The organism is Microbacterium sp. SSM24 (genome assembly GCF_025989145.1).
Lineage (GTDB): Bacteria > Actinomycetota > Actinomycetes > Actinomycetales > Microbacteriaceae > Microbacterium.
This window is the reverse complement of the sequence record NZ_JAPDNQ010000001.1, coordinates 2,119,578-2,141,114: the sequence shown is the minus strand read 5'-3', so window position 1 is coordinate 2,141,114 and position 21,537 is coordinate 2,119,578. Positions and strand designations below refer to the sequence as shown.

Below are 21,537 nucleotides of genomic sequence, written 5' to 3'. Positions count from 1 at the left end.
CGGCCGCGCCGACAGGCCTAGCCTCACGAGCATGGAGTTCCTTCGCCACCTCGTCCTGCTTATCCACCTCGTCGGGTTCGCGATCCTTTTCGGAGCCTGGGTCGTCGAGCTCGTCAACGGCCACCGCGGCATCACGCGGCTCATGAACTGGGGCCTCGCGATCGCGGGCATCGCCGGCATCATCCTCGCGGCGCCGTGGGCCATCGACTACGAGCTGAACTACGTGAAGATCGGCGTCAAGCTCGCGATCCTCCTCGTCATCGGCGCACTGCTCGGCATCGGCGCCGGACGCCAGCGCAAGTCCGGCAAGGTCCCGCCGCCGATCTTCTGGTCGATCGGTGTGCTGACGTTCGCGAACGCCGCGATCGCCGTGCTCTGGCGCTGACGCAGGCAAGAATTGCGAAGCGGATGCCGCGGCCCGGCCGGGTCGCGGCATCCGCTTCGTCGTTCTCCGGCGCGGTCCGGGCTACTCGCGGCGTTCGTGGCGCACGGGGAGGAGGTGCGCCGGGACCGCTTCGGGCGAGGGGAACTCGCAGCGGAACTCGCCCTCGTACCCGAACAGGAACCCGAAGGCACGATTGTGCACCTCGAGGCGGATCCGGAACACCTGAGCGTCGTCGTCGAAGCTCTCGCGCAGCTCCGCCCGTCCGCTGAAGAGCATCGGGAACCGGAACGCCAGGGGTCCCTCGTAGAACCGCTGGGCGCCCGAACGGAGCAGGAGGCTGCCGTCCGGCTCGGCGGTCAGCTCGAGATCGACCGCGAGGTGCTGGTGGCTGCCGAGGTAGTCGACGAGGCGGCCGTCGGCGCCGAGGATCATGGTGGCGTCGAACCGGCGCACCGCGCGAGGCATCCGGAAGTGGCGCACGAAGGTGACCGTCTCGCGGCCGAAGGGGTCGAGATACGGATGGTTCTCGATCGTGAACGGCACGTCCGTGCCCGTCTCGGGAACGAGGATGCTGCGGAACCGCCCGAGCTGAAGGAACGGGACCGTCCACCATGGCCCGCGCCGGATGCGGGTCATCGTGCCGCGCCCGACGCACGCGTACCCGGCCGCGAGGCCGACGCCGAATCGGCGCTGGAGCATCGGGTGCATGCGCGCAAAGTCCTCGCCCATCGCACGGGCGAACACCGAGGTGACGGTGGACGTGGCTGCGGTCACGGATGTACCAGCCCGCTCAGGGTCCGGGGCGCCGCGTCCATGATCCGGCGACTCGACGGGCGACGATCGCACCGCGCCGCGTGAGGACGATCCCTTCGCCACATGGCCAGGGCGCACCGCAGCGGCCACCGCTCGGGCGGAGTGCCCGTCTCCGCCCAGAGGCGCAGCCGGTCGAAGCTCCAGGCAGTCAGCCAGCCGATCAGCGGGCGGACGATCAGGTCGGCCGAGCGTCCCCAATTCGGCTCGTAGTCGTAGCCGGTGGTGAACACCACATGGTCGCCGTCCGGGCGGTACCGCCAATAGCCGCGACCCCGCCCGAGCGGTGAGAGGCGACTATCGGCGTCGAAGCGGAGCGCCGATGTCCGCGTGCCGTCGCGCCGGTCGCGCTCGCCGATCGTCGTGCCCGTTCCGGAGAGGCGGGCGCCCGAGATTCGTCGCTCGTAGACGAAGCGGATGCCTCCGCCGGGAAGCGGCTCTGTCGGCGTGATCCGGCTGAACCTCGCGTCCCACCGGGCGTGGAGAGCGGGCTCCTGGGTGAGCTCCCACACTCGATCGACCGGGGCGTGGATGCGGATGCTCACGAAGACGGGGCGTCGCCTGCGAGCGGTCGTGCCGGTCACCACAGATCCCCGATCACCGCGACCAGGGCACTGACCGCCCCGATCACGCCGACGAGCGCCGCGAACAGAAGCGGGGTGCTCAGGACGATCGTTCCCCACACCGTCATCGCGCGGACGAAGCGCACGCCCTTCTGCGTCTCGCCGATCATGTTCAGAGTGGACAGCGCGGCAGCGGCCAGGACGATGACCAGCGAGACCACCGGTGCGAACACCGTGACCGGCACGACCGGCATCGCGAAGAGGAGCCACGAGAGGGACTCCGCGGGTGCGCCGAGAATCAGGCCGAGCCCGGTGAGTGCCGAGCCGACGAGCAGCGAGACGTTCGTGATCGTGAGGACTCGGAACCACGATTCCCGCCACAGCCCGACGTCCTTCGTCGGCGACACCGCGGGAGCGGAGTCGCGAGCGTGCGCCACCTCCACGCTCATGCCTGCACCTCGGCGATCAGGTCGAGCAGCTCGCGCAGCGGCTTGCGGAGCACCCGCAGACGCACGAGCGGCAGCGACAGTTTGAGCAGGCGCAGCCCGCGGTCGAGGAGCCGGCGGGTGCGCTCGCGTTCCGGCGACGTGTCGTACACCCAGAACAGGGCGAGCAGGAGGTGCCCGAGCATGAGCGCCGACGGCAGATCCTCGTCGAACTCGGCAGGAAGCCTGTCGGAGGCACCGGCCACGGCTTCGCGGAAGAGCCCGACCACGATGTCGCGCGATTCCGCCGACTCCCCGGAAAGAGGGTTGATCGACGATCGCGGCGACACCGCAGCCGAGAGGAACTCCGGCGCGAAGCGATGGTAGGGCTCCAGCTCGGCGAGGCCGGTGCGAAAGACGGTGCCCAGACGCTCGATGAGATCGTCAGTCCCCCGGAGCAGCGGTTCGGCCGCCGCGCGATGGGACCGCTGGACATCGAGGTACAGCTCCTGCACCAGATCGTTCTTGGACGCGAAGTGGTAATTCGTCGTCCCCACGGACACCCCGGCCTCCTGGGCGATCAGCCGGATCGTCGTCTGGTCGTACCCGCGCTCGCGGAATGACCGCAGGGCGACGTCGCGGATGAGAGCTCGCGTGCGCTCGCTCTTCGTGGTCGGTGCGAGATCAGAACTGGACATGTTCAGAACGTTAGTGCAGGATCTGAACATGTTCAAGTGTGAGAACGAGCGAGCACCGCGCATCGCCATCACCGGCGGGACCGGTTTCGTCGGCCGGCACGTCGCAGCGCGGCTCGGGGATGCGAGGGCGGTCATCGTGTCGCGACGAACCGGCGCGCCGATCGACGATGTCGAGAGACTCACCGCGGCCTTCCAGCGATGCGACGTGGTGGTCCACTGCGCCGGTATCAATCGCGAACTGCGCGACCAGACCTTCGAGCGCGTGCACATGCGTGGCACGACCGCCGTCGTCGAAGCCGCTCGTGGGGCCGGAGTCGGGAAGATCGTGATGCTGAGCTTCCTGCGCGCACGCCCCGACTGCGGGTCGGCCTATCACGAGACGAAGTGGGAGGCCGAGCAGATCATCCGGTCGTCGGGCCTCGACTACACGATCCTCAAGGCCGGGATGATCTACGGCCGCGGCGACCACATGATCGATCACCTCAGTCGACTCGCACGGACGATCCCGTTCGCCGCGACCGTCGGCATGCGCGAACGGGCGATCAGCCCCGTGCCGATCGCCGAGATGGTCGACGTCATCGTCGCCGCCGCCGAGGGCCGGATGTCCCGCCAGACTGTCGCGGTGACCGGCGGGGAGACGCTGCTTCTCAGCGACGCCGTCCGCCGTGTAGGGGACGTCGTCGGCCGGCGAATGGTCGTGTTCCCCGCACCCCTTGCCTTCCATCGCGTCTTCGCGCAGGTGTGCGAGTGGACGATGACGGTGCCGCTGGTCGCGAACGCGCAGATGCGGATGCTCGCCGAGGGCGTCACGGAGGCGACGGGCCCGGCGTCAGACCTGCCCGACGACCTCCGCCCCCGCGCGCCGTTCGACGCGAGCGCGATCCGTGCGGCTCTGCCCGACGAGGGCCGGTTCGGCTGCTCGGACCTACGGCTGCCGCGGCACCGGATCAGTCGAGGAAGAGCGCACGCAGGCGCTTGGTCGTGAAGACCAGGCCGATGGCGATCATCACCACGAAGTAGAGCACGTGCCACCACATGTCGGGCGACAGGATGCCGGTCGTCAGGCCACGCACGAGCTCGACGCCGTGCCACAGCGGGAAGGCCATGATGATGTGCTGGATCCACTCCGGGTAGACCGTGATCGGGTACAGCGTGGCCGAGAAGAGGAACATTGGCAAAAGCGCGAAGTTGATCCAGTCCATGTGCTGGAAGGTCTTCATGTAGCTGGTGATCGCCATGCCCACGCTCGCGAAGCCGAACGCGATGAGCAGCACGGCCGGGATCGCGAGGATCGCGGTCCACGCGAGGTTCAGCCCGAGCGCCTGCATGATGATCATGAACCCGGTCGCGTAGAGCAGTCCGCGCAGCAGCGCGTAGAGGATCTCACCCAGTGCCACGTCGAGCGGTCCGAGCGAGGTGGCGAGCATGCCCTCGTAGAGCTTGCCGTAGTTGAGCTTGAAGAAGACGTTCCACGTGGAGTCGTAGATCGCGCCGTTCATCGCCGACACGGCCAGCAGCGCCGGCGCGATGAACGCGGCGTACGACACCTCGACACCACCCGACGTCTCGACGTCGCCGATGATCGAGCCGAGCCCGATGCCCATCGACGCGAGATAGAACACCGGCTCGAAGAAGCCGGAGAGCACCACGATCCAGCTCGACGAGCGCGCCGCGATCAGGCCGCGCTGCACCACGGACTGCGGGTTGCCGGCCCACAGGGCGCGCACGCCGCCGCGGCGGGGGGCGGCATCCGTCATCGTGGCAGCACTCACTTCGCGAGCCTCCTCTCGAAGAGGCGGCGGGCGACGACGAGGCCCCCGACCGCGAGGACGAGCAGGTAGACGGTGCTGCCGACGATCATGATCGGCGGCGTCGGCTGACCGTAGGTGACCACGCGGCCGAGCTCGGTCGCGTGCCACAGCGGCGAGATCCAGCCGATCCACTCCAGCCAATCCGGCAGGGCGCTCAGGGGGTAGAAGGTGCCCGAGAAGAGGAACATCGGCATGAAGATGAAGCGCTGCACGAGCGCGAACTGGCCCTTGTCGTCTTCGATCGAGGCGGCGTATGCCATGAGCGGAATGCCGAACGACAGGCCGCAGAGGAGCGCGATGAACGGGGCCATCCAGGCCGTTTCGAGGCGCGTCGCATCGGGCTGCAGCCACGCGAAGAAGATCAGGATGAAGGCGAAGTAGAGCACGACCGTGACCACCATGCGTGCTGCAGCGCCCGCCACGACGCCGTTCGCGATCTGGCCCGACGAGAGCGGTGACGCGTTGAATCCGTAGAAGTAGCGCCGCCACTTGAAGCCGGACATCACGGGGTACGTGAACTCCTCCGACGCCACCGCGACCGCCGACGTCATCAGAAGCGCCGGGGCGACGAACACCAGGTACGGGACCTGCTGCCCGCCCACGTCGATGGGCGCGTCGATGAGCGCAGCAAGCCCGACGGCGAGGCCGAGCAGGTACAGCACGGGCTGACCGAGGGCGCCGACGATGATCGTCCAGCCGTAGGCGCGCATCGCCCGCACCATGTGCTCGGTGACGTAGAGCGAGCCGAGCCCGCGCGCCTTGCGACCCCACTCCATCGCCTCGGCGCGCAGCTCGTCGAGCGTGGCCTCATCGGTGACGGCGGCCGGCCGCGGCATCCGCTCTCCTCCCCCGGACAGCTCGTCGCTCATTCGATCAGCGACCTTCCGGTGAGGCGCAGGAACACGTCCTCGAGGCTCGATCGGCGCACGAGGCTCGTGACCGGGTGGAGTCCGCGCGCGATGACCTGTTCGAGCGCGGCCTCGCCGTCGCCCGCATAGACGAGGACGCGGTCGGGCAGCACGTCGACGCGGTCGCCGATGCCCTGCAGCTGCGGCGCGACCTGCTCATTGCGGTCGGAGCCGAACCGCACCTCGAGCACCTCGCGACTGGAGTGCTCGCGGATGAGCGATGCCGGGGTGCCCTCGGCCATGATGCGGCCCTTGTCGACCACGATGAGGCGATCGCACAGCTGCTCTGCCTCGTCCATGTAGTGGGTGGTGAGAACCAGGGTCGTGCCGCGCTCCTTGAGGCGGAACAGGCGGTCCCACAGCACGTGACGCGCCTGCGGGTCGAGGCCCGTCGTGGGCTCGTCGAGCAGAAGGATCCGCGGGTCGTTGATGAGCCCGCGGGCGATCGTGAGGCGGCGCTTCATCCCTCCGGACAGCGCGTCGACCTTGCTCTTGGCCTTGTCTTCGAGCGCGGCGAACGCCAGGAGCTCGTCGGCCTTCTGCGCGCACACCTTGCCCGGCAGGCCGAAGTAGCGGCCGTAGATGTAGAGGTTCTCGCGTGCGTTGAGCTCGCCGTCGAGATTGTCCTGCTGCGGGACCACGCCGAGTCGCGACCGGATCTCGGGACCGTATCGATCGGGGTCGAGACCCAGGATCGAAAGCTCGCCGGCCGTGCGCGTGGACACGGCGCCGATCATCTTCATCGTCGTGGACTTGCCGGCACCGTTCGGGCCGAGGAGGCCGAACGACTCGCCGGGCGCGACCTCGAAGGACAGCCCGTCGACGGCCAGGAAGTCGGGCTTCCCCTTGACCTTGTAGGACTTGACGAGGTTCTTCGCATCGATCACGGGCGCTGGCACCGGACAACCCTAACCCCCGGCTGGGACATGCTCGAGCGTCAACCTGAGTTGACGGTCGAGAGCGAGTCAACTAAGGTTGACGCGGATGCCGCGAACGAGGCATCCGCACCCGAAGGAGCACCATGAGCGGCGACGATCTGCGCACCCTCATCGGCTCCGCGCCGGAGCGCGAGCCGCTGGCCGAGCTGCACCGGCTCTCCGACGCTCGGCGAGAGCTGTCACGGGCCGAGGAGGTCGCCGTCCGGCGCGCCCGCAACCTCGGCTTCTCGTGGCAGGCGATCGCCTCCGCCCTGGGTGTGACGAAGCAGGCCGTGCACAAGAAGTACGGTCGAAGGTAAGCCCAACGAACGAGGTAGACCCATGCCCTCCGCCGACATCGCCGACGCCCCCGTCGACGCCGCCGCTCCCGTCGACGAGCCCCGCCGCGGCAGGCGCTCGAAAGGCAAGCCCGACGACGGCCCGCGCGCCACCTTCGGCCAGCTGCTGCCCTTCCTCTTCGAGCACAAGCGCACCCTCGTCATCGTCGCCGTGCTCAGCATCCTGAGCGCCGTCACGATGCTGGTGCAGCCGCTCCTCGTGGGCCAGGTCATCGTGCGCGTGCAGGAGGGTCTCGACCTGGGCATGCTGCTGTGGGCGCTCGTGGGATTCGTGATCGCGGCATCCCTCATCTCGGGCTGGCAGCACTACCTGCTGCAGCGCACCGGGACGGCCGTCGTCTACTCGAGCCGCCGCAAGCTCATCTCGCGCATCTTCCACCTGCCGATCAGCGAGTTCGACGCCCGCCGCACCGGCGACCTCGTCTCGCGCGTGGGAAGTGACACCACGCTGCTCTATGCCGTGCTCACGCAGGGCCTCGCCGACGCGATCGGCAACGGCCTGCTGTTCGTCGGCGCGCTCGTGGCGATGGCGCTGATCGATCCGGTGCTGCTGGGCATCATCGTGATCGTGATCGGCGTCTCGGTTCTGGGTGTCGTCGCGCTGAGCGGACGCATCCGCACCGCCTCGACGGAGCAGCAGGAGAAGGTCGGCGAGCTGGCGTCCGGCGTCGAGCGGGCCGTCGGCTCCATCCGCACCGTGCGCGCCTCTGGCGCCACCGAGCGCGAGGTCGAGTCCGTCACCGAGCGTGCCACCGATGCTTACGCCGTCGGCGTGCGGATCGCCAAGGTCTCCGCGCTCGTCGTGCCGATCGCGGGGATCGCGATGCAGGTCTCGCTGCTCGTGGTGATCGGGCTCGGCGGCTACCGTGTCGCGAGCGGCGCGATCGGCATTGCAAGCCTCGTGACGTTCATCATGTTCCTGTTCATGCTCATCGCGCCGCTCGGCTCGTTCTTCGGCGCGATCACGTCGGTCAACCAGGCACTCGGCGCGCTCGGCCGCATCCAGGAGGTGCTGGATCTGCCGACCGAGTCCCAGGACGACGCCGCCATCGCCGCTGCGACGGAGAGCGCAGATGTCGGCGACGGCGCCGGCACCTCGACGGCCGCGGTGGAGTTCCGCGACGTGCGCTTCCACTACCCCGAGGCCGTCGTCGCCGCCCGCCGCAAGGCCGAGACCGAGGCGATCGCGGTGCTCGAGAACGCCCACGTCGACGCCTCCGCGATCACGCGGGACGAGGCATCCCTCGAGTTCTCACAGACGTCGGATGCCGCCTCCGATGTTCTCCGAGGCGTCTCGTTCTCGGTGCCCCGGGGGGCCCGCGTGGCGCTCGTCGGACCGTCGGGCGCCGGCAAGAGCACGACACTGGCCCTGATCGAGCGGTTCTACGACCCGAGCGGCGGCGCGATCCTGGTGGACGGCGTCGACGTGCGGTCCCTCGACCGTGCCGCGCTGCGCGCGCAGCTCGGCTACGTCGAGCAGGATGCCCCGACCCTCGCGGGAACCATCGGCGACAATCTGCGGCTCGCGTCGCCCGATGCGACGGATGCCGAGTGCGAGGCCGTGTTGCGCGCCGTCAACCTCGGCGAGGTGCTCGACCGGAGCGAACTCGGCCTCGAGGCACCCGTCGGCGAGGGCGGCGTCATGCTGTCGGGAGGCGAGCGCCAGCGCCTCGCGATCGCCCGTGCACTCCTGGCGGCGCCGCCGATCCTGCTGCTCGACGAGTCGACGTCGTCCCTCGACGGGCTCAACGAGCAGCGCATGCGCGAGGCCATCGACGCCGTCGCCTCCGGCCGCACCCTGATCGTCATCGCGCATCGCCTGTCGACCGTCGTCGACAGCGACCACATCGTCGTGATGGACCACGGCCGGGTCGTCGGGCAGGGCACGCACTCCGAGCTCGTCGCCTCGACCCCGCTCTACCGCGACCTCGCGAAGCACCAGCTCCTGGTCTGACCGCTCGGCCTCCGCGGGCAGACGGACGCGTCCGCCAAGACACGCCGCTCGCTCGACGTGCTGTCCGGCGTGTTTTGGCGACTCGGGACCTTCCGACCCGCAGTTCTGACGATCGGATGCCCCGGCCCGCCGCGGTGCGGAGGACCGGGGCATCCCCCCGAGGCGCGGGTCAGGCGCGCTGCAGTCGGTACCGCAGCGCGGCGAGCTCGGCCCACAGCGGGGCGGGGATGCGTCCGTCGAACGTGCGGTAGAACTCCTCGGTGAGGTCGGCCTCCTGCAGCCACAGCGCGGGGTCGACAGCGAACAGCTCGTCGAGGTCCGACTGGGGCACGTCGATGCCGTCGAGGTCGAGGTCATCGGTGTGCGGCAGGCGTCCGATGGGGCTCTCGATCGCGCCGACCTCGCCGTCGAGCCGGCGGATGATCCAGTCGATGACGCGGGCGTTGTCGCCGAAGCCCGGCCACAGGAAGCGGCCGTCGGCGCCCTTGCGGAACCAGTTCACCTGGAACACGCGGGGGGCGCGGTCGAAGCGCAGCTTCTGGCCGACCTTGAGCCAGTGACCGAAGTAGTCCGCCATGTTGTAGCCGCAGAAGGGGAGCATCGCGAACGGGTCGCGGCGCAGTTCGCCGACGGTTCCCTCGGCGGCGGCGGTGCGCTCCGACGAGATGTTCGAGCCCATGAAGACGCCGTGGGTCCAGTCGGTGGCCTCGACGACGAGCGGGATGTTCGTGGCACGGCGTCCGCCGAACAGGATCGCGTCCAGCGGCACGCCCTGCGGGGCATCCCAGTCCTCGGCGATCTGCGGGCACTGATCGGCCCGCACGGTGAAGCGCGAGTTCGGGTGGGCAGCGGGACGACCGGATGCCGGCGTCCACGCGTTGCCCTCCCAGTCTGTGAGCTCTGCCGGCGGCTCGTCGGTGAGGCCCTCCCACCACACATCGCCGTCGGGGCGCAGCGCGACGTTCGTGAAGATGGTGTTGCCCCACAGCGTCTCGACGGCCGTGACGTTCGTGGACTCGCCGGTGCCCGGTGCGACGCCGAAGAATCCGGCCTCGGGGTTGATCGCCCACAGTCGCCCGTCATCGCCGGGACGCAGCCAGGCGATGTCGTCGCCGAGGGTCTCGACGCGCCAGCCCGGGATCGTGGGCCGCAGCATCGCGAGGTTCGTCTTGCCGCACGCCGACGGGAACGCCGCCGCCAGGTGGTAAGCGCGGCCGGCGGGGTCGATCACGCGGATGAGGAGCATGTGCTCGGCGAGCCAGCCCTCGTTGCGGCCGATCACCGAGGCGATGCGCAGCGCGAAGCACTTCTTCGCGAGGATCGCGTTGCCGCCGTACCCGGAGCCGAATGACCACACCTCGAGCGTGTCGGGGAAGTGCACGATGTACTTCTCGTCGTTGCACGGCCACGCGACATCCTCCTGGCCCGGCTGGAGAGGGGCGCCGACGGAGTGGACCGTCTTGACCCACGCAGCACCGCCTGCGATCTCGCGCAGCACCTCGGTGCCCACGCGCGTCATGATCTCCATCGACGCGACCGCGTAGGCGCTGTCGGTCACCTGCACGCCGATGTGCGACAGCGGACCGCCCACCGCGCCCATCGAGAACGGCACGACGTACATCGTGCGGCCTGCCATCGAGCCCTCGAACAGCGGAGTGATGGTGGCGCGGATCTCGTCGGGCGCGGCCCAGTTGTTCGTGGGGCCGGCATCCTCCTCGCGCTCCGAGGCGATGAAGGTGCGCGCCTCGGTGCGGGCGACGTCGCTCGGGTGTGAGCGGGCCAGGTACGAGCCGGGACGCCACTCCGGGTTCAGCTTGATGAGCTTGCCCTCGTCGACCATCTCGCGCAGCAGCGCGTCGTTCTCCGCGCGGGAGCCATCCACCCAGTGGACCCGGGCGGGCTTGGTCAGCGCCACGATCTCGTCCACCCACGCCAGCAGCTCGGACATGCCCGCGCCCTGCACTGCGGGAAGGTCGCCATACGTGCGCGTGACCGCCGGCCGCGCGGTGGTGGAGCCTTCGGGGCGGGTGAAGATGTCGGCAAGAGCCATGAGTCGCTCCCCTTCGATTCGACGTTCAGATCTGTGGTCCTGATCCACTTTCTCGCTATTCGGATGCCTCTTCCCACCAATGTCGCCGTCAAGAGTTGCAATTCTTTCGTTATGCTCAAGGAATGCCGTCGACGTCGCTGGAACTGTCCACCCTGGGTCACCGCATTCGCCATCAGCGCATCTCGCACGGATTCACGCTGGACGAGCTCGGCGAGCGCGTCGGCGTCGCCGGAAGCCAGCTCAGCCTCATCGAGAACGGCAAGCGGGAGCCGAAGCTCTCGCTGCTGCAGGCGATCGCGAACGCGACGGGGGTCGAGGTGGCCGACCTGCTGTCCGCCGAGCCGCCGAACCGGCGCGCCGCGCTCGAGATCGAGCTGGAGCGGTCGCAGTCCGGCTCGGTGTTCCGCCAGCTGGGCATCGCACCCATCAAGGTGACCAAGGGGATGACCGACGACACGCTCGAGTCTCTGCTCGGCCTGCACCGCGAGCTCCAGCGTCGCGAGCGGGAGGCCATCGCCACCCCCGAGGAGGCGCGCCGCGCGAACACCGAGCTGCGGCTGAAGATGCGCGAGCTCGACAACTACCTCCCCGACATCGAGACGCTCGCCGAGAAGCAGCTCAAGGCGGCCGGGCACGTGTCGGGCGCGCTCACCCACCGCACCGTGAGCATCATGGCCGAGAAGCTCGGCTTCGAGCTGCTCTACGTGAACGACCTCCCCCACTCCACCCGATCGGTCACCGACCTCGAGAACGGCCGCATCTACTTGCCGCCGGCCTCGATCCCCGGAGGGCACGGCCTCCGCTCCATGGCACTGCAGGCCATGGCGCATCGCCTGCTCGGCCACCGGCGTCCGACGGACTACGCCGACTTCCTGCAGCAGCGGCTCGAGATCAACTACTACGCCGCCTGCTGCCTGATGCCCGAGACCGCGTCGGCGGCCTTCCTGCAGCAGGCGAAGAAGGACCGCAACCTCGCGGTCGAGGACTTCCGTGACGCTTTCGGCGTGACACACGAGGCTGCGGGCATGCGCCTGACCAACCTCGCCACGCGGCATCTCGGCATCCGACTGCATTTCCTCCGCGTGGACGGTTCGGGCGCCATCACGCGCGTCTTCGAGAACGACGACCTGCCCCTGCCGATGGATGTCACCGGCGCCGTCGACGGGCAGATCGCGTGCCGCAAGTTCTCGGCGCGCGCGGCCTTCGGCGAGCAGAACCGCACGACCGAGCACTACCAGTACACCGACACCCCGGCCGGGACGTTCTGGTGCTCCACCCAGACCGGCTCGACGAGCGAAGGCGAGTTCTCCATCACCGTGGGCGTGCCGTTCGACGATGCGCGATGGTTCCGCGGGCGCGAGTCGCAGAAGCGGGCGACCTCGACGTGCCCGGACGAGTCGTGCTGCCGCCGGGCGCCCGCCGAAGTGACCTCACGCTGGTCGGGCAAGGCATGGCCCAGCGCGCGCGTGCACATGCAGATGTTCTCGCCGCTCCCCCGCGGCGCGTTCCCCGGCGTCGACGACAACGAGGTGTACGCGTTCCTCGATCGGCACGTCTGACGCGCGGGTCGCGGCGGCGGATGTCGCGGCGGCGGCGTAGCCTCGAAGGGTGACCCCCGAACTCGCCGCTCGCATCGTCGCGGACTCCCGCGACCGGGTGGCCTGGGTGCGGGCACGCTCCCGCGGGATCACGGCGACGGATGTCGCCGCACTGACCTCCGACCGGGCTATCGCGCGAGCAGCCGACGCCAAGCTCATGGGCTCGGGCTTCTCCGGCAACGCGTTCACGGCGCACGGCCGGGCGCGCGAACCCGAGATCGCGGCGTGGGTCGCGGCGACCCATGGCATCCAGCCGTCCTCCGCGCTCTTCCACGCCGTCGTCGAGCGCCGTCATCTCGCGACCCCCGACGGCATCGGCGTCGACGCGGCCGGGCGCGTCACGCTCGCCGAGATCAAGACGACGAACAAGTCGTGGCGCAGCATCCCGCGGTCCTATCTGCGGCAGGTGTGGTGGCAGCAGCACGTGCTCGGCGCCGAGCGCACGCTCGTGGCGTGGGAGCAGCACGACGGCTTCGTGCCCGTGGGCGACGAGCCGCGCTGCGCGTGGGTCGATCGCGACGACGCCGAGATCGCGAAGCTCGTCCGGCTCGCCACGGCGCTGATCGACGAGCTCTATCACCGCACGACGAAGAACCGGGAGCCGGTCGAGCGGATGCCGCAGCCCAGCACGCCGCCCCGGCAGCCCTTCCGCGCACTCGCCCTCGCCGACTGACCCGTCCGCGCTCCTGAATCCCCCGCGAGAGGGAATAGTTGACGTGCGTCAACGATTGAGGATATAGTTGACGCAATTCAACTGTTGACTCATGTCAAACATCTCGCGCCACCGTCGCCGCGCCACACCTCGACACTCCTCACGAAGGATCCCCATGGCATCCCCCATCACTGCGACCGGCTCGGTCGCCGACACCGCACAGGCAGACGACGAGAAGCGCCGGCACCGGCGCGTTCTGCAGGCACTCTCCGGCCTGCTGCTCGGCATGTTCGTGTCGATGCTCGCCTCGACGGTCGTCTCGACGTCGCTCCCCGTCATCGTCCACGACCTGGGCGGCGACCAGGCGGCGTTCACCTGGGTCGTCACCGCGACGCTCCTCACGACCGCGATCTCCACCCCCATCTGGGGAAAGCTCGCCGACCTGTACAACCGCAAGGCGCTCATCCAGATCGCCATCGTGATCTTCGTGCTCGCCACTGCCGCGGCCGGGTTCTCGCAGGACACCGGCACCCTCATCGCGTTCCGCGCTGTGCAGGGCATCGGCGCCGGCGGCCTCGCCGCACTCAGTCAGGTGATCATGGCCGACATCATCAGCCCCCGCGAGCGCGGCCGGTACATGGGCCTGTTCGGCGCCGTCATGGCCGTCGCGACGGTCGGCGGCCCGCTGCTGGGCGGATTCATCACCGACACCATCGACTGGCGCTGGAACTTCTTCATCGCCCTGCCGTTCGCGGTCGCCGCGCTCATCATCATGCAGCGCACCCTGCACCTCCCCGCCCGCCCGAAGGTGAAGGCGCGCATCGACTACTTCGGCATCGTGCTGCTGTCGACCGCCGTCTCGCTGCTGCTCATCTGGATCACCGGCGCCGGCAAGGACTACGACTGGTGGAGCACCGAGACGGTCCTCATGGCCGGCGGCGCGCTCCTCGCGGCCGTGGTCTTCGTGATCGTCGAGCTGCGCTCGAAGGAGCCGCTCGTCCCCCTCACGATGTTCCGCAACCGCACCTTCACCCTGTCGGTGATCGCGTCCATCTCGATCGGCATCGCCATGTTCGGCACGTCGGTCTTCCTGAGCCAGTACATGCAGCTCGCCCGCGGCGCGACGCCGACCGAGGCGGGGCTCATGACGATCCCGATGATCGGCGGACTCCTGATCGCGTCGATCGTGATCGGCGGCCTGGTGACGCGCACCGGACACTGGAAGCCCTTCCTCATCGTGGGCGGCGTGCTCCTGATCGCTGGGTCGTACCTGCTGTCGACGATCCACTACGACACGAACTTCGTGCTCGTCTCGCTCTACATGTTCCTGCTCGGCGCCGGCGTCGGAATGACGATGCAGAACCTCGTGCTCATCGTGCAGAACACCGCGAACCCCAGCGAGATCGGGGTCGCGAGCTCCGGCGTCACGTTCTTCCGCAGCCTCGGCGGCACGATCGGCGTCTCGGTCATGGGCGCCGCGCTGGCGACCTCGGCGACGAACCTCTTCACGGATCGCAAGGACGACATCGGCGCCGCGCTGATGAAGCTCGGCGAGAAGGGCGCCGCCATCGGCGAACAGCTCCAGTCGGGCACGATCCCGCAGGTCTCGGCGCTGCCCGAGTCGATCCGCGTGATCGTCGAGGACATCTACGCCCAGGCGATCGCCCACTCGTTCCTGATCGCCGTCCCGCTCGCCGTGATCAGCCTCATCGCGATCATCTTCCTGCCCAACAAGCCGCTCACCCGCATGACCACGACCGAGCGCGCCGAGGCGATCGAAGCCGACCTCGCGACCGTCTCGACCGCCGAGGGCATGGCGGCGCTTCAGGCGACCGGCGCCGTACGGACAGTGGATGCCGCCTCCCCGGCGATCTCGCACGACGACGTGGCGGCGGACGAGGCATCCGCCCGCCGCTAATGTCGATCACGATGACCACCGACGACACCCGAGAGGCGCGCACCGAAGCGGTGCGCGCCCTCGAGGCCGAGTTCGGTGAGCTGATCAACCGCTTCCGACGCGTCATCTCCGAGAACGCCAACCGGGTGAGCCCGGGGATGCTGCCCGGCGCGTACAAGGTGTTCACGACCATCGTGCGTCGGGAATCGATCACCCTCTCGGCACTCGCCGAGACCCTCATGGCCGACAAAGGACAGATCAGCCGCGCCGTGCGCGAGCTCGAGCAGCTCGGGCTCATCGAACGCACCCCCGACCCGGACGACGGGCGCTCCAGCATGCTCTCGGCGACTCCGGCCGGGCTCGAGCGCCTGGCGCAGGCCCGCGCCCCGCAGGAGCGCACGCTCGTCGATGCCCTCGAAGACTGGCCGATCGACGACATCCGCAACCTCTCGCGCCTGCTGCACGCACTCACGGCGGGCGAGTCGCCGACCGCCTGACCGGGCTTCTCGACCTGGTAGCACCCGCGTAACACGGGTGAGACATATCCGCGATTGACTGGCCTCAGGCGGTGGATGCCGCCGACGACGACGTGCACGCGGAAGGAGCGCCCGATGAGATTCCGGCCGCTGCGATCAGCCCCCTCCTCCGACGCCGACCGCGTCGCCGTCGCGGATCCTCCCGCTGCGATGGCGGCGGTCGTGTTCGACGGCCCCGGCGATGCGGACGCGCTGCGCGCGGCATCCGTCCCCGTCCCCTCCCCGGTGATCAGCGAGCTCCTCGTGCGGGTCGTGGCGGCCGGGGTGAACCCGATCGACGCGAAGACCCGGTCGGGCGCGGGCGTGTCGGGGCAGATCCCCGGGTACCCATCGACGCTCGGGTTCGACTTCAGCGGGATCGTCGTCAAGAGCCCGTACGAGTCGCACCCCTTCCCCGCGGGCACGCCGGTGTTCGGCATGGCCGCGTTCCCCCGCTCGGGCGGGACCTACGCCGAGTACGCCGTCGTGCCGACGCTGTCGGTCGCGCGCAAACCGGCGTCGCTGTCGCACGTCGAGGCCGCCGGCGTGCCGCTGGCCGCACTGACGGCGTGGGGGCTCGTCGTCGAGACCGCGCACGCGCACGAGGGGCAGCGGATCCTCATCCACGCCGGAAGCGGTGGAGTCGGTCACTTCGCGGTGCAGTTCGCGGCCTACTTCGGCGCCCACGTCACCGCGACGGCATCCGGACGCAACGCCTCGTGGCTGCGCGAGCTCGGCGCGGCGGTCGTGATCGACTACACGACCACGCGCTTCGACGAGGTGATCGCCGAGGTGGATGTCGTGATCGACCTGGTCGGCAACGTCGGCGGAGACGTCGGCACCCGATCACTGCGGGTGCTCCGTCCCGGCGGGCTCTACATCATCGTGCCGACCGGCTCGTGGCCGGGCTACGCCGAGGCCGCCGACGACGCCGGCGTGCGCAAGACGAGCTACAAGGTGATCCCCGACGGCAGCGCACTGGCCACGATCGGGCGCCTCCTGGACTCCGGCGCGGTGCAGGTCTACGTCGACCGCGTCTTCGACCTCGCGGACGCCGCCGCGGCCCACCGCCACCTCGAGGAGGGCCACACGCGCGGCAAGCTCGTGCTCCGCGTGAGCGACGACTGACCCGGCTCGCGGCTCGGCGGCTCGCGGGTGCGCACACTCGGCGAGAGTCAGGTCGGGGACAGCACGCGGCGGCCCTCGGCGACGATCTCGTCGGCGATGGCATCGAGCAGCGGAGAGCGCAGGTTCCACTGCTGCCAGTGCAGGGGAACGTCGACCGGCGGACCGCCGAGCCGCACGAGCTCGCCGCGGGCGAGCGGATCCTCCGACTGGAACGTCGGCAGCAGCGCCCAGCCGAGGCCGAGGCGCACCGCGGTCGCGAAGTCGTTCGATGCCGGCACGAAGTGGCGCGGCGGGCGGCCCATGACCCCCATCGCCTGGAGCCACTCGTTCTGCAGGTCGTCGCGCCGGTCGAAGTCGACCACCGGCGCAGCGCTGAGCGCATCGGGGGTGGCGCCGTCCGGAACCCAGCGCGCCGCGAACTCCGGCGTCGCGACGGCTTCGTAGCGCATCGCGCCGAGGGTGCTCACCCGGCATCCGGCCACCGGCGTCGCCCGCGAGGTCACCGCGCCCATGACGGTCCCCGACTCGAGAAGGCCGGCGGTGAAGTCCTGGTCGTCGCGATGCAGGTCGAAGACCACCGGATGCCGCTGCGAGAGCCGCGCGAGCGGTGCGAGGAACCACGTGCCCAGCGAGTCGGCGTTGACCGCGAGCGGCACGGTCGTGCGCGCGCCCTCGTCGGCGTCCGCGCCGAGCGCAGCCACCGTGTCGTGCTCGAGGAGCGCCGCCTGCCGCGCGAGCCGCACGATCGCGACCCCCGCCTCGGTGGCTCGAGCCGGCTTGGAGCGCACGAGCACCACCCGGCCGAGCTGCTCCTCGAGGACCTTGATGCGCTGGCTCACCGCGGACGGCGTGATGCGGAGCCGGCGTGCAGCGGCGTCGAGGGTTCCCTCGTCCACGACCGCGGCGACCGTCTCGGCGAGTTCGAACGGGATCCTCATAGTAAGCCAGGCTAATGCACATGAAGAATCATGAGCTGGACTGAAGCAGCGACAGAACCTAGCGTCGAAGAGTGCTCACCCCTGTCCTCGCCGGTCTCGGCCTCGGCTTCTCGCTCATCATCGCGATCGGCGCCCAGAACCTGTTCGTGCTGCGCCAGGGACTGCGACGCGAACACGTCTTCGTGGTCGCGGCGATCTGCGCGGCATCCGATGCCCTTCTCATCGCCCTGGGCGTGTCCGGCGTCGGGTTCGTGCTGCAGGCGGTGCCGTGGCTCGTCGACGCGGTGCGGTGGGCGGGTGCGGCATTCCTCGTGACGTACGGCGTGCTCGCCGCGCGACGCGCATGGCGGCCGTCCGATAGGGCGCTGGCGGTCGACGAGGGCGCGCCGGGGGAAGGACTGCCCTCGGGCGTTTCGGGGTCGACAGGGAGCGCCACGGCGACCCGCTCGCGCCTGCTGCCGGTGGTGCTCACGTGCCTCGCCCTCACCTGGCTGAACCCGCACGTCTACCTCGACACGGTCTTCCTGCTCGGCACCGTCGCCAACACGCACGGCGACGAGCGCTGGCTCTTCGCCGCCGGCGCGATGGCCGCGAGCGTGATCTGGTTCTTCGGGCTCGCGTTCGGCGCGCGCTACCTCGGCCGCTGGCTCTCGACGCCGCGGGCGTGGCGGATCCTCGACGCCGTCATCGCCGTGGTCATGATCGCCCTCGGGGTGAGCCTGGTGCTCCCCCACTGACCTCAGCCGTCGATCTGCGCCCTGCGCGCGAGCACGAGGGCCCGCACGGCATCGTCGGGCAGCGGATGCTCCGGCTGGAACCGGATCGTCCCCTTGTCGAGCCCGATCCCCGGGTAGTCGGCCAGCGAGTCCGCGACGGCGCTCACGGCATCGGGGCTGAACGGATACACGCCGATGTGCTTCTTCGCCCGCATCACCGAGATCAGCGGCTTTCCGCGGTAGACGAGCGCGGGCATCCCGTAGCCCAGTCCCTGCTCGGCCTCCGGGACGACCTCGCGCGCGACGGCGTAGATGCGCTCGACGGGACCGCGGTCGGCGGGATCGAGGCCTGCGAGGAGATCGTCGACGGTGCCCATGAAGGCATCCTGACATCGGACGGGCCCGCGCGACACCCGCACAGGGCACGATGGAGGGCATGAGACGCGTGCACGTCCTCGTGAGCGGCGAGGTGCAGGGGGTCGGCTACCGCTACACGCTGCGCATGGTCGCGCGCGAGGCCGGCGCGGCCGGCTGGGTGCGCAACCGACGCGACGGGACCGTCGAGGCAGAGGTCGAGGGCACCGAGGCGCAGGTCGACGAGGTGCTCGCGTGGATGGCCGGCGGCCCGCCCGGCTCGAGGGTCACCGCCGCGACGGTGACGGATGCCGCGCCCACCGGCGAGACCGGGTTCGACGTCATCGCCTCGGCCTGACCGCGGCGCGTGGACGCGGCGCTGCTCGCGCGGCCGTTTCCTGCATCCGCGGCCGCATCGGCCGACAGCGGACGCAGGAAACGGCCGCGCGAGCGTCGGCCGAGCGTCAGCCGCCCGTCCTGATCAGCCCTCGAACGGGCGGAGGAGGCGGTCGACGAAGCGGCGGGTGCGGTCGTTCCTGGGGTTCGTGAAGAGCTCCTTCGGCGCGCCGCGCTCGACGATGACGCCCTGGTCGAAGAAGAGCACCTCGTCGGCGACCTGCCGGGCGAAGGCGAGCTCGTGCGTGACGATGAGCATCGTCCAGCCCTCGTCGGCGAGCTCCTTGAGCACGAGGAGCACCTCGCCCACCAGCTCGGAGTCGAGCGCGCTCGTCGGCTCGTCGAAGAGGAGCAGCGACGGCTGGAGCGCGAGCGCGCGCACGATCCCGACGCGCTGCTGCTGGCCGCCCGAGAGCTCGAACGGATACGCGTCGCGCTTCTCACTCAGGCCCACGCGCTCGAGCAGCGCCTCTGCGCGCTCGACGGCCTCATCCTTGGGCACCCCGTGCGCGTGGATCGGCCCCTCGGTCACGTTCTGCAGCACGGTGCGGTGCGGGAAGAGATTGTGATGCTGGAACACCATCGCCGAGCGGTCGCGCAGGGCGATCCGGTCCGACTTGGAGAGCGGTGCCGAGAAGTCGACGCGCGGCCCGTCCGAGAACGCGACCACGCCGGACTCGGGCGTCTCGAGACCGTTGAGCGAGCGCAGCACCGTCGTCTTGCCCGAGCCGCTCGGCCCGATCAGCACGACGACCTCACCGCGGCGCACCTCCAGGTCGACGCCGTCGAGGACGCGGTTCGCGCCGAAGCTCTTCGTCAGACCCGAGACGGTGAGCAGCGCGGCGTCATCGGCCGGCGCCGGCGGCGCGAGCGCGTCGCCGGTGGGATCAGTGGGCGACATAGCGGTCGAGCCTCCGTTCGATGGCGCTCTGCCCCGACGACAGGATGAGGCAGATCAGCCAGTAGATGAGGGCGGCCTCGAGGTAGATGGCCATGAACTCGTACGTGAACGCCGCGATCTGCATCGCCTTGCGGAAGAGCTCGGTCACGAGGATCGTCGATGCGAGCGAGGTGTCCTTCACCAGCGAGATGAAGGTGTTCGACAGCGGCGGCACGGAGACCCGGGCGGCCTGGGGCAGCACGATGCGGGTGAGCGTCTTGGATCGCGAGAAGCCGACCGTGTGCCCGGCTTCCCACTGCCCCTTCGGCACCGACAGGATCGCCGCCCGCACGATCTCGGCCGCGTAGCCGCCGACGTTCAGCGACAGGGCGACGATGGCCGCCGGCCACGGGTCGATCACGATGCCGACCGAGCCGAGGCCGAAGAAGATCACGAAAAGCTGCACGAGCAGCGGTGTGCCGCGGATCACCGAGACGTAGAACCGGGCGATCCCCGACAGCACGGGATTGCCCGACAGCCGCAGCAGCGCGACACCGATCGCGATCACGAGTCCGAGCGCGAACGACGCGAGTGCGAGCGGGATGGTGCCGGTGATCGCGGCCAGCAGCAGGGGCCAGAACGAGTCCACCAGCAACTGCCAGGTACTGCCGTCCATCGGCGTTCCTCCCTTCCGGGCAGACGAGACCGCCGCCCGCCTACGGTAGGCGAGCGGCGGTCTGAGTTCTACTGGGTGACGTCGGCGCCGAAGTACTTCTCGCTGATCTCTGCGAGCATGCCCTCTTCGCGGAGCTCGGCGAGCGCGGCGTCGATCGCCTCGACGAGAGCGTCCTTGTCCTGGGTGAACGCGAAAGCGCTCAGGCCCGGGTCGTCCGTCTCGGCCGCGATCTTCAGGCCGGTCGGGCCATTCGTCTTCTCGTAGTCCAGGAAGGTGAGGCTGTCGTTGACGGTGGCGTCCACGCGGCCCTGCTCGAGGAGCGCGACGGCCTGCGCCCAGCCCTCGACCGACTCGACGGTGGCCCCGCTGGACTCGGCCAGCTCGTACCAGTTGCTGCTCAGCGACTGCGCGGTCGTCTTGCCGGCGAGGTCGTCGAAGCTCGAGATCGAGTCGTCGTCCTCCTTCACGACGATCACACCGGGAGACACGGTGTACGGCTCGCTGAAGAGGTACTTCTCCTCGCGCTCGGGGTTGATCGAGACCTGGTTGCCGATGACGTCGAAGCGACCGGCATCCAGGCCCGCGAAGATCGCGTCCCACTGCGTCTCCTGGAAGACGACCTCGAGCCCGAGCTTGTCGGCGACGGCCTCGGCGATCTCGACGTCGAAGCCGACCAGCTCGCCGCTCTCGTCGTGGTAGCTGAACGGGCGGTAGGTGCCCTCGGTCGCGACCGTCAGGGTTCCCTCGGTGACGAGCCCGTAGTCGCTGCCCGCGGCAGCGGAGTCGGCGGGCTCGGGCGACGCGGAGCTGCAGGCCGAGAGGGCGAGCGCGGCGGTGGCGGCGAGGACGATGGCGGTGATACTGCGGCGTGACATAGCGATGTTCCTGTGGGGGTGTTGGGAGATGC

Annotated in this window: 24 protein-coding genes; 11 read left to right on the top strand and 13 right to left on the bottom strand. The window is 69.7% G+C overall.

Annotation, left to right across the window (positions count from 1 at the left end; genetic code table 11):
• Positions 1-31 precede the first annotated feature (31 nt).
• Complete coding sequence (locus OL358_RS09955) at positions 32-385, top strand: Fe-S protein (protein WP_264709812.1); 354 nt, start codon at positions 32-34, stop codon at positions 383-385.
• A gap of 81 nt (positions 386-466) precedes the next feature.
• Here the strand turns inward: OL358_RS09955 and OL358_RS09950 are convergent, their stop codons facing one another.
• From OL358_RS09950 to OL358_RS09935, 4 genes are read right to left on the bottom strand one after another with little or no spacing between them, the layout of a single operon-like run.
• A complete protein-coding gene (locus tag OL358_RS09950) occupies positions 467-1,159 on the bottom strand; it encodes a DUF4166 domain-containing protein (RefSeq protein ID WP_264709811.1) in 693 nt (230 codons plus the stop codon).
• Positions 1,156-1,779 (bottom strand): SRPBCC family protein, encoded by a 624-nt coding sequence (locus tag OL358_RS09945; protein ID WP_264709810.1) that lies wholly within the window; start codon positions 1,777-1,779, stop codon positions 1,156-1,158. The genes OL358_RS09950 and OL358_RS09945 overlap by 4 nt, the downstream gene beginning before the upstream one ends.
• A complete protein-coding gene (locus tag OL358_RS09940; protein ID WP_264709809.1) occupies positions 1,776-2,207 on the bottom strand; it encodes a hypothetical protein in 432 nt (143 codons plus the stop codon). Before OL358_RS09940 ends, OL358_RS09945 begins: the two co-directional genes overlap by 4 nt.
• Positions 2,204-2,881 (bottom strand): TetR/AcrR family transcriptional regulator, encoded by a 678-nt coding sequence (locus tag OL358_RS09935; protein WP_264709808.1) that lies wholly within the window; start codon positions 2,879-2,881, stop codon positions 2,204-2,206. Before OL358_RS09935 ends, OL358_RS09940 begins: the two co-directional genes overlap by 4 nt.
• A 28-nt stretch (positions 2,882-2,909) precedes the next feature.
• Here OL358_RS09935 and OL358_RS09930 point away from each other — a divergent pair, with 28 nt between their 5' ends.
• The gene (locus tag OL358_RS09930; RefSeq protein WP_264709807.1) at positions 2,910-3,866 is read left to right on the top strand and encodes an NAD(P)H-binding protein; all 957 of its coding nucleotides are present in this window, start codon (positions 2,910-2,912) and stop codon (positions 3,864-3,866) included.
• On the opposite strand, the gene OL358_RS09925 is transcribed toward OL358_RS09930, so the two are convergent.
• The 3 genes from OL358_RS09925 to OL358_RS09915 are packed head-to-tail and all read right to left on the bottom strand — an operon-like array spanning position 3,829 to position 6,499.
• Complete coding sequence (locus OL358_RS09925) at positions 3,829-4,638, bottom strand: ABC transporter permease (protein ID WP_264710276.1); 810 nt, start codon at positions 4,636-4,638, stop codon at positions 3,829-3,831. The two genes, OL358_RS09930 and OL358_RS09925, sit on opposite strands and share 38 nt — an antisense overlap.
• A gap of 11 nt (positions 4,639-4,649) precedes the next feature.
• The gene (locus OL358_RS09920) at positions 4,650-5,561 is read right to left on the bottom strand and encodes an ABC transporter permease (protein WP_413631379.1); all 912 of its coding nucleotides are present in this window, start codon (positions 5,559-5,561) and stop codon (positions 4,650-4,652) included.
• The gene (locus OL358_RS09915) at positions 5,558-6,499 is read right to left on the bottom strand and encodes an ABC transporter ATP-binding protein (RefSeq protein ID WP_264709806.1); all 942 of its coding nucleotides are present in this window, start codon (positions 6,497-6,499) and stop codon (positions 5,558-5,560) included. Before OL358_RS09915 ends, OL358_RS09920 begins: the two co-directional genes overlap by 4 nt.
• Before the next feature lie 122 nt (positions 6,500-6,621).
• Between OL358_RS09915 and OL358_RS09910 the strand changes: the two genes are divergently transcribed.
• Together OL358_RS09910 and OL358_RS09905 are read left to right on the top strand one after the other, a co-directional pair.
• Positions 6,622-6,837 carry an AsnC family protein gene (locus OL358_RS09910; RefSeq protein ID WP_264709805.1) on the top strand — a complete coding sequence of 72 codons (216 nt, stop codon included), beginning with the start codon at positions 6,622-6,624 and terminating at the stop codon, positions 6,835-6,837.
• 22 nt (positions 6,838-6,859) lie between these two features.
• A complete protein-coding gene (locus OL358_RS09905) occupies positions 6,860-8,830 on the top strand; it encodes an ABC transporter ATP-binding protein (protein ID WP_264709804.1) in 1,971 nt (656 codons plus the stop codon).
• Between the two features lie 169 nt (positions 8,831-8,999).
• On the opposite strand, the gene OL358_RS09900 is transcribed toward OL358_RS09905, so the two are convergent.
• Positions 9,000-10,880 carry a phosphoenolpyruvate carboxykinase (GTP) gene (locus OL358_RS09900; protein WP_264709803.1) on the bottom strand — a complete coding sequence of 627 codons (1,881 nt, stop codon included), beginning with the start codon at positions 10,878-10,880 and terminating at the stop codon, positions 9,000-9,002.
• Positions 10,881-11,002: 122 nt separating this feature from the next.
• Between OL358_RS09900 and OL358_RS09895 the strand changes: the two genes are divergently transcribed.
• From OL358_RS09895 to OL358_RS09875, 5 genes are all read left to right on the top strand, one after another.
• Complete coding sequence (locus OL358_RS09895) at positions 11,003-12,439, top strand: XRE family transcriptional regulator (RefSeq protein WP_264709802.1); 1,437 nt, start codon at positions 11,003-11,005, stop codon at positions 12,437-12,439.
• A 49-nt stretch (positions 12,440-12,488) separates the two neighbouring features.
• Positions 12,489-13,151 (top strand): YqaJ viral recombinase family protein, encoded by a 663-nt coding sequence (locus tag OL358_RS09890; RefSeq protein WP_264709801.1) that lies wholly within the window; start codon positions 12,489-12,491, stop codon positions 13,149-13,151.
• Positions 13,152-13,305: 154 nt separating this feature from the next.
• Positions 13,306-15,048 (top strand): MDR family MFS transporter, encoded by a 1,743-nt coding sequence (locus tag OL358_RS09885; protein ID WP_264709800.1) that lies wholly within the window; start codon positions 13,306-13,308, stop codon positions 15,046-15,048.
• Between the two features lie 11 nt (positions 15,049-15,059).
• Positions 15,060-15,524, top strand: coding sequence for a MarR family winged helix-turn-helix transcriptional regulator (locus tag OL358_RS09880; RefSeq protein WP_264709799.1), 465 nt, complete (start codon positions 15,060-15,062; stop codon positions 15,522-15,524).
• 114 nt (positions 15,525-15,638) lie between these two features.
• The gene (locus OL358_RS09875) at positions 15,639-16,670 is read left to right on the top strand and encodes an NADP-dependent oxidoreductase (protein ID WP_264709798.1); all 1,032 of its coding nucleotides are present in this window, start codon (positions 15,639-15,641) and stop codon (positions 16,668-16,670) included.
• Between the two features lie 47 nt (positions 16,671-16,717).
• Here OL358_RS09875 and OL358_RS09870 read toward each other — a convergent pair whose 3' ends face one another.
• Positions 16,718-17,608, bottom strand: coding sequence for a LysR family transcriptional regulator ArgP (locus OL358_RS09870; protein ID WP_264709797.1), 891 nt, complete (start codon positions 17,606-17,608; stop codon positions 16,718-16,720).
• Between the two features lie 71 nt (positions 17,609-17,679).
• Between OL358_RS09870 and lysE the strand changes: the two genes are divergently transcribed.
• Entirely contained in the window at positions 17,680-18,345 is a 666-nt protein-coding gene (lysE, locus tag OL358_RS09865; protein WP_264709796.1) for an L-lysine exporter, read from the top strand.
• A gap of 2 nt (positions 18,346-18,347) precedes the next feature.
• Here lysE and OL358_RS09860 read toward each other — a convergent pair whose 3' ends face one another.
• On the bottom strand, positions 18,348-18,701 hold the full coding sequence (locus OL358_RS09860; RefSeq protein WP_264709795.1) for an iron chaperone: 354 nt from the start codon (positions 18,699-18,701) through the stop codon (positions 18,348-18,350).
• A 59-nt stretch (positions 18,702-18,760) separates the two neighbouring features.
• On the opposite strand from OL358_RS09860, the gene OL358_RS09855 reads away from it, so the two are divergent.
• Positions 18,761-19,036: an acylphosphatase gene (locus OL358_RS09855; protein WP_264709794.1), complete on the top strand. Its 276-nt coding sequence runs from the start codon at positions 18,761-18,763 to the stop codon at positions 19,034-19,036.
• A 123-nt stretch (positions 19,037-19,159) separates the two neighbouring features.
• Here the strand turns inward: OL358_RS09855 and OL358_RS09850 are convergent, their stop codons facing one another.
• From OL358_RS09850 to OL358_RS09840, 3 genes are all read right to left on the bottom strand, one after another.
• Positions 19,160-19,975, bottom strand: a complete 816-nt coding sequence (locus tag OL358_RS09850; protein WP_319805439.1) for an amino acid ABC transporter ATP-binding protein — start codon at positions 19,973-19,975, stop codon at positions 19,160-19,162.
• Positions 19,962-20,630, bottom strand: a complete 669-nt coding sequence (locus OL358_RS09845) for an amino acid ABC transporter permease (protein ID WP_264709793.1) — start codon at positions 20,628-20,630, stop codon at positions 19,962-19,964. Before OL358_RS09845 ends, OL358_RS09850 begins: the two co-directional genes overlap by 14 nt.
• Positions 20,631-20,698: 68 nt before the next feature.
• Entirely contained in the window at positions 20,699-21,505 is an 807-nt protein-coding gene (locus OL358_RS09840) for an amino acid ABC transporter substrate-binding protein (RefSeq protein WP_264709792.1), read from the bottom strand.
• Between the last annotated feature and the right edge of the window lie 32 nt (positions 21,506-21,537).

Excerpts from the sequence above, each read along its gene's own strand:
- OL358_RS09940 (WP_264709809.1), bottom strand. The coding sequence starts at position 2,207 with ATGAGCGTGGAGGTGGCGCACGCTCGCGACTCCGCTCCCGCGGTGTCG.
- OL358_RS09885 (WP_264709800.1), top strand. The coding sequence starts at position 13,306 with ATGGCATCCCCCATCACTGCGACCGGCTCGGTCGCCGACACCGCACAG.
- OL358_RS09850 (WP_319805439.1), bottom strand. The coding sequence starts at position 19,975 with ATGTCGCCCACTGATCCCACCGGCGACGCGCTCGCGCCGCCGGCGCCG.
- OL358_RS09870 (WP_264709797.1), bottom strand. The coding sequence starts at position 17,608 with ATGAGGATCCCGTTCGAACTCGCCGAGACGGTCGCCGCGGTCGTGGAC.
- OL358_RS09875 (WP_264709798.1), top strand. The coding sequence starts at position 15,639 with ATGAGATTCCGGCCGCTGCGATCAGCCCCCTCCTCCGACGCCGACCGC.
- OL358_RS09855 (WP_264709794.1), top strand. The coding sequence starts at position 18,761 with ATGAGACGCGTGCACGTCCTCGTGAGCGGCGAGGTGCAGGGGGTCGGC.
- OL358_RS09900 (WP_264709803.1), bottom strand. The coding sequence starts at position 10,880 with ATGGCTCTTGCCGACATCTTCACCCGCCCCGAAGGCTCCACCACCGCG.
- OL358_RS09955 (WP_264709812.1), top strand. The coding sequence starts at position 32 with ATGGAGTTCCTTCGCCACCTCGTCCTGCTTATCCACCTCGTCGGGTTC.
- OL358_RS09880 (WP_264709799.1), top strand. The coding sequence starts at position 15,060 with ATGACCACCGACGACACCCGAGAGGCGCGCACCGAAGCGGTGCGCGCC.
- OL358_RS09860 (WP_264709795.1), bottom strand. The coding sequence starts at position 18,701 with ATGGGCACCGTCGACGATCTCCTCGCAGGCCTCGATCCCGCCGACCGC.
- OL358_RS09925 (WP_264710276.1), bottom strand. The coding sequence starts at position 4,638 with ATGACGGATGCCGCCCCCCGCCGCGGCGGCGTGCGCGCCCTGTGGGCC.
- OL358_RS09905 (WP_264709804.1), top strand. The coding sequence starts at position 6,860 with ATGCCCTCCGCCGACATCGCCGACGCCCCCGTCGACGCCGCCGCTCCC.
- OL358_RS09910 (WP_264709805.1), top strand. The coding sequence starts at position 6,622 with ATGAGCGGCGACGATCTGCGCACCCTCATCGGCTCCGCGCCGGAGCGC.
- OL358_RS09895 (WP_264709802.1), top strand. The coding sequence starts at position 11,003 with ATGCCGTCGACGTCGCTGGAACTGTCCACCCTGGGTCACCGCATTCGC.
- OL358_RS09930 (WP_264709807.1), top strand. The coding sequence starts at position 2,910 with ATGTTCAAGTGTGAGAACGAGCGAGCACCGCGCATCGCCATCACCGGC.
- OL358_RS09920 (WP_413631379.1), bottom strand. The coding sequence starts at position 5,561 with ATGAGCGACGAGCTGTCCGGGGGAGGAGAGCGGATGCCGCGGCCGGCC.
- OL358_RS09840 (WP_264709792.1), bottom strand. The coding sequence starts at position 21,505 with ATGTCACGCCGCAGTATCACCGCCATCGTCCTCGCCGCCACCGCCGCG.
- OL358_RS09845 (WP_264709793.1), bottom strand. The coding sequence starts at position 20,630 with ATGGACGGCAGTACCTGGCAGTTGCTGGTGGACTCGTTCTGGCCCCTG.
- OL358_RS09935 (WP_264709808.1), bottom strand. The coding sequence starts at position 2,881 with ATGTCCAGTTCTGATCTCGCACCGACCACGAAGAGCGAGCGCACGCGA.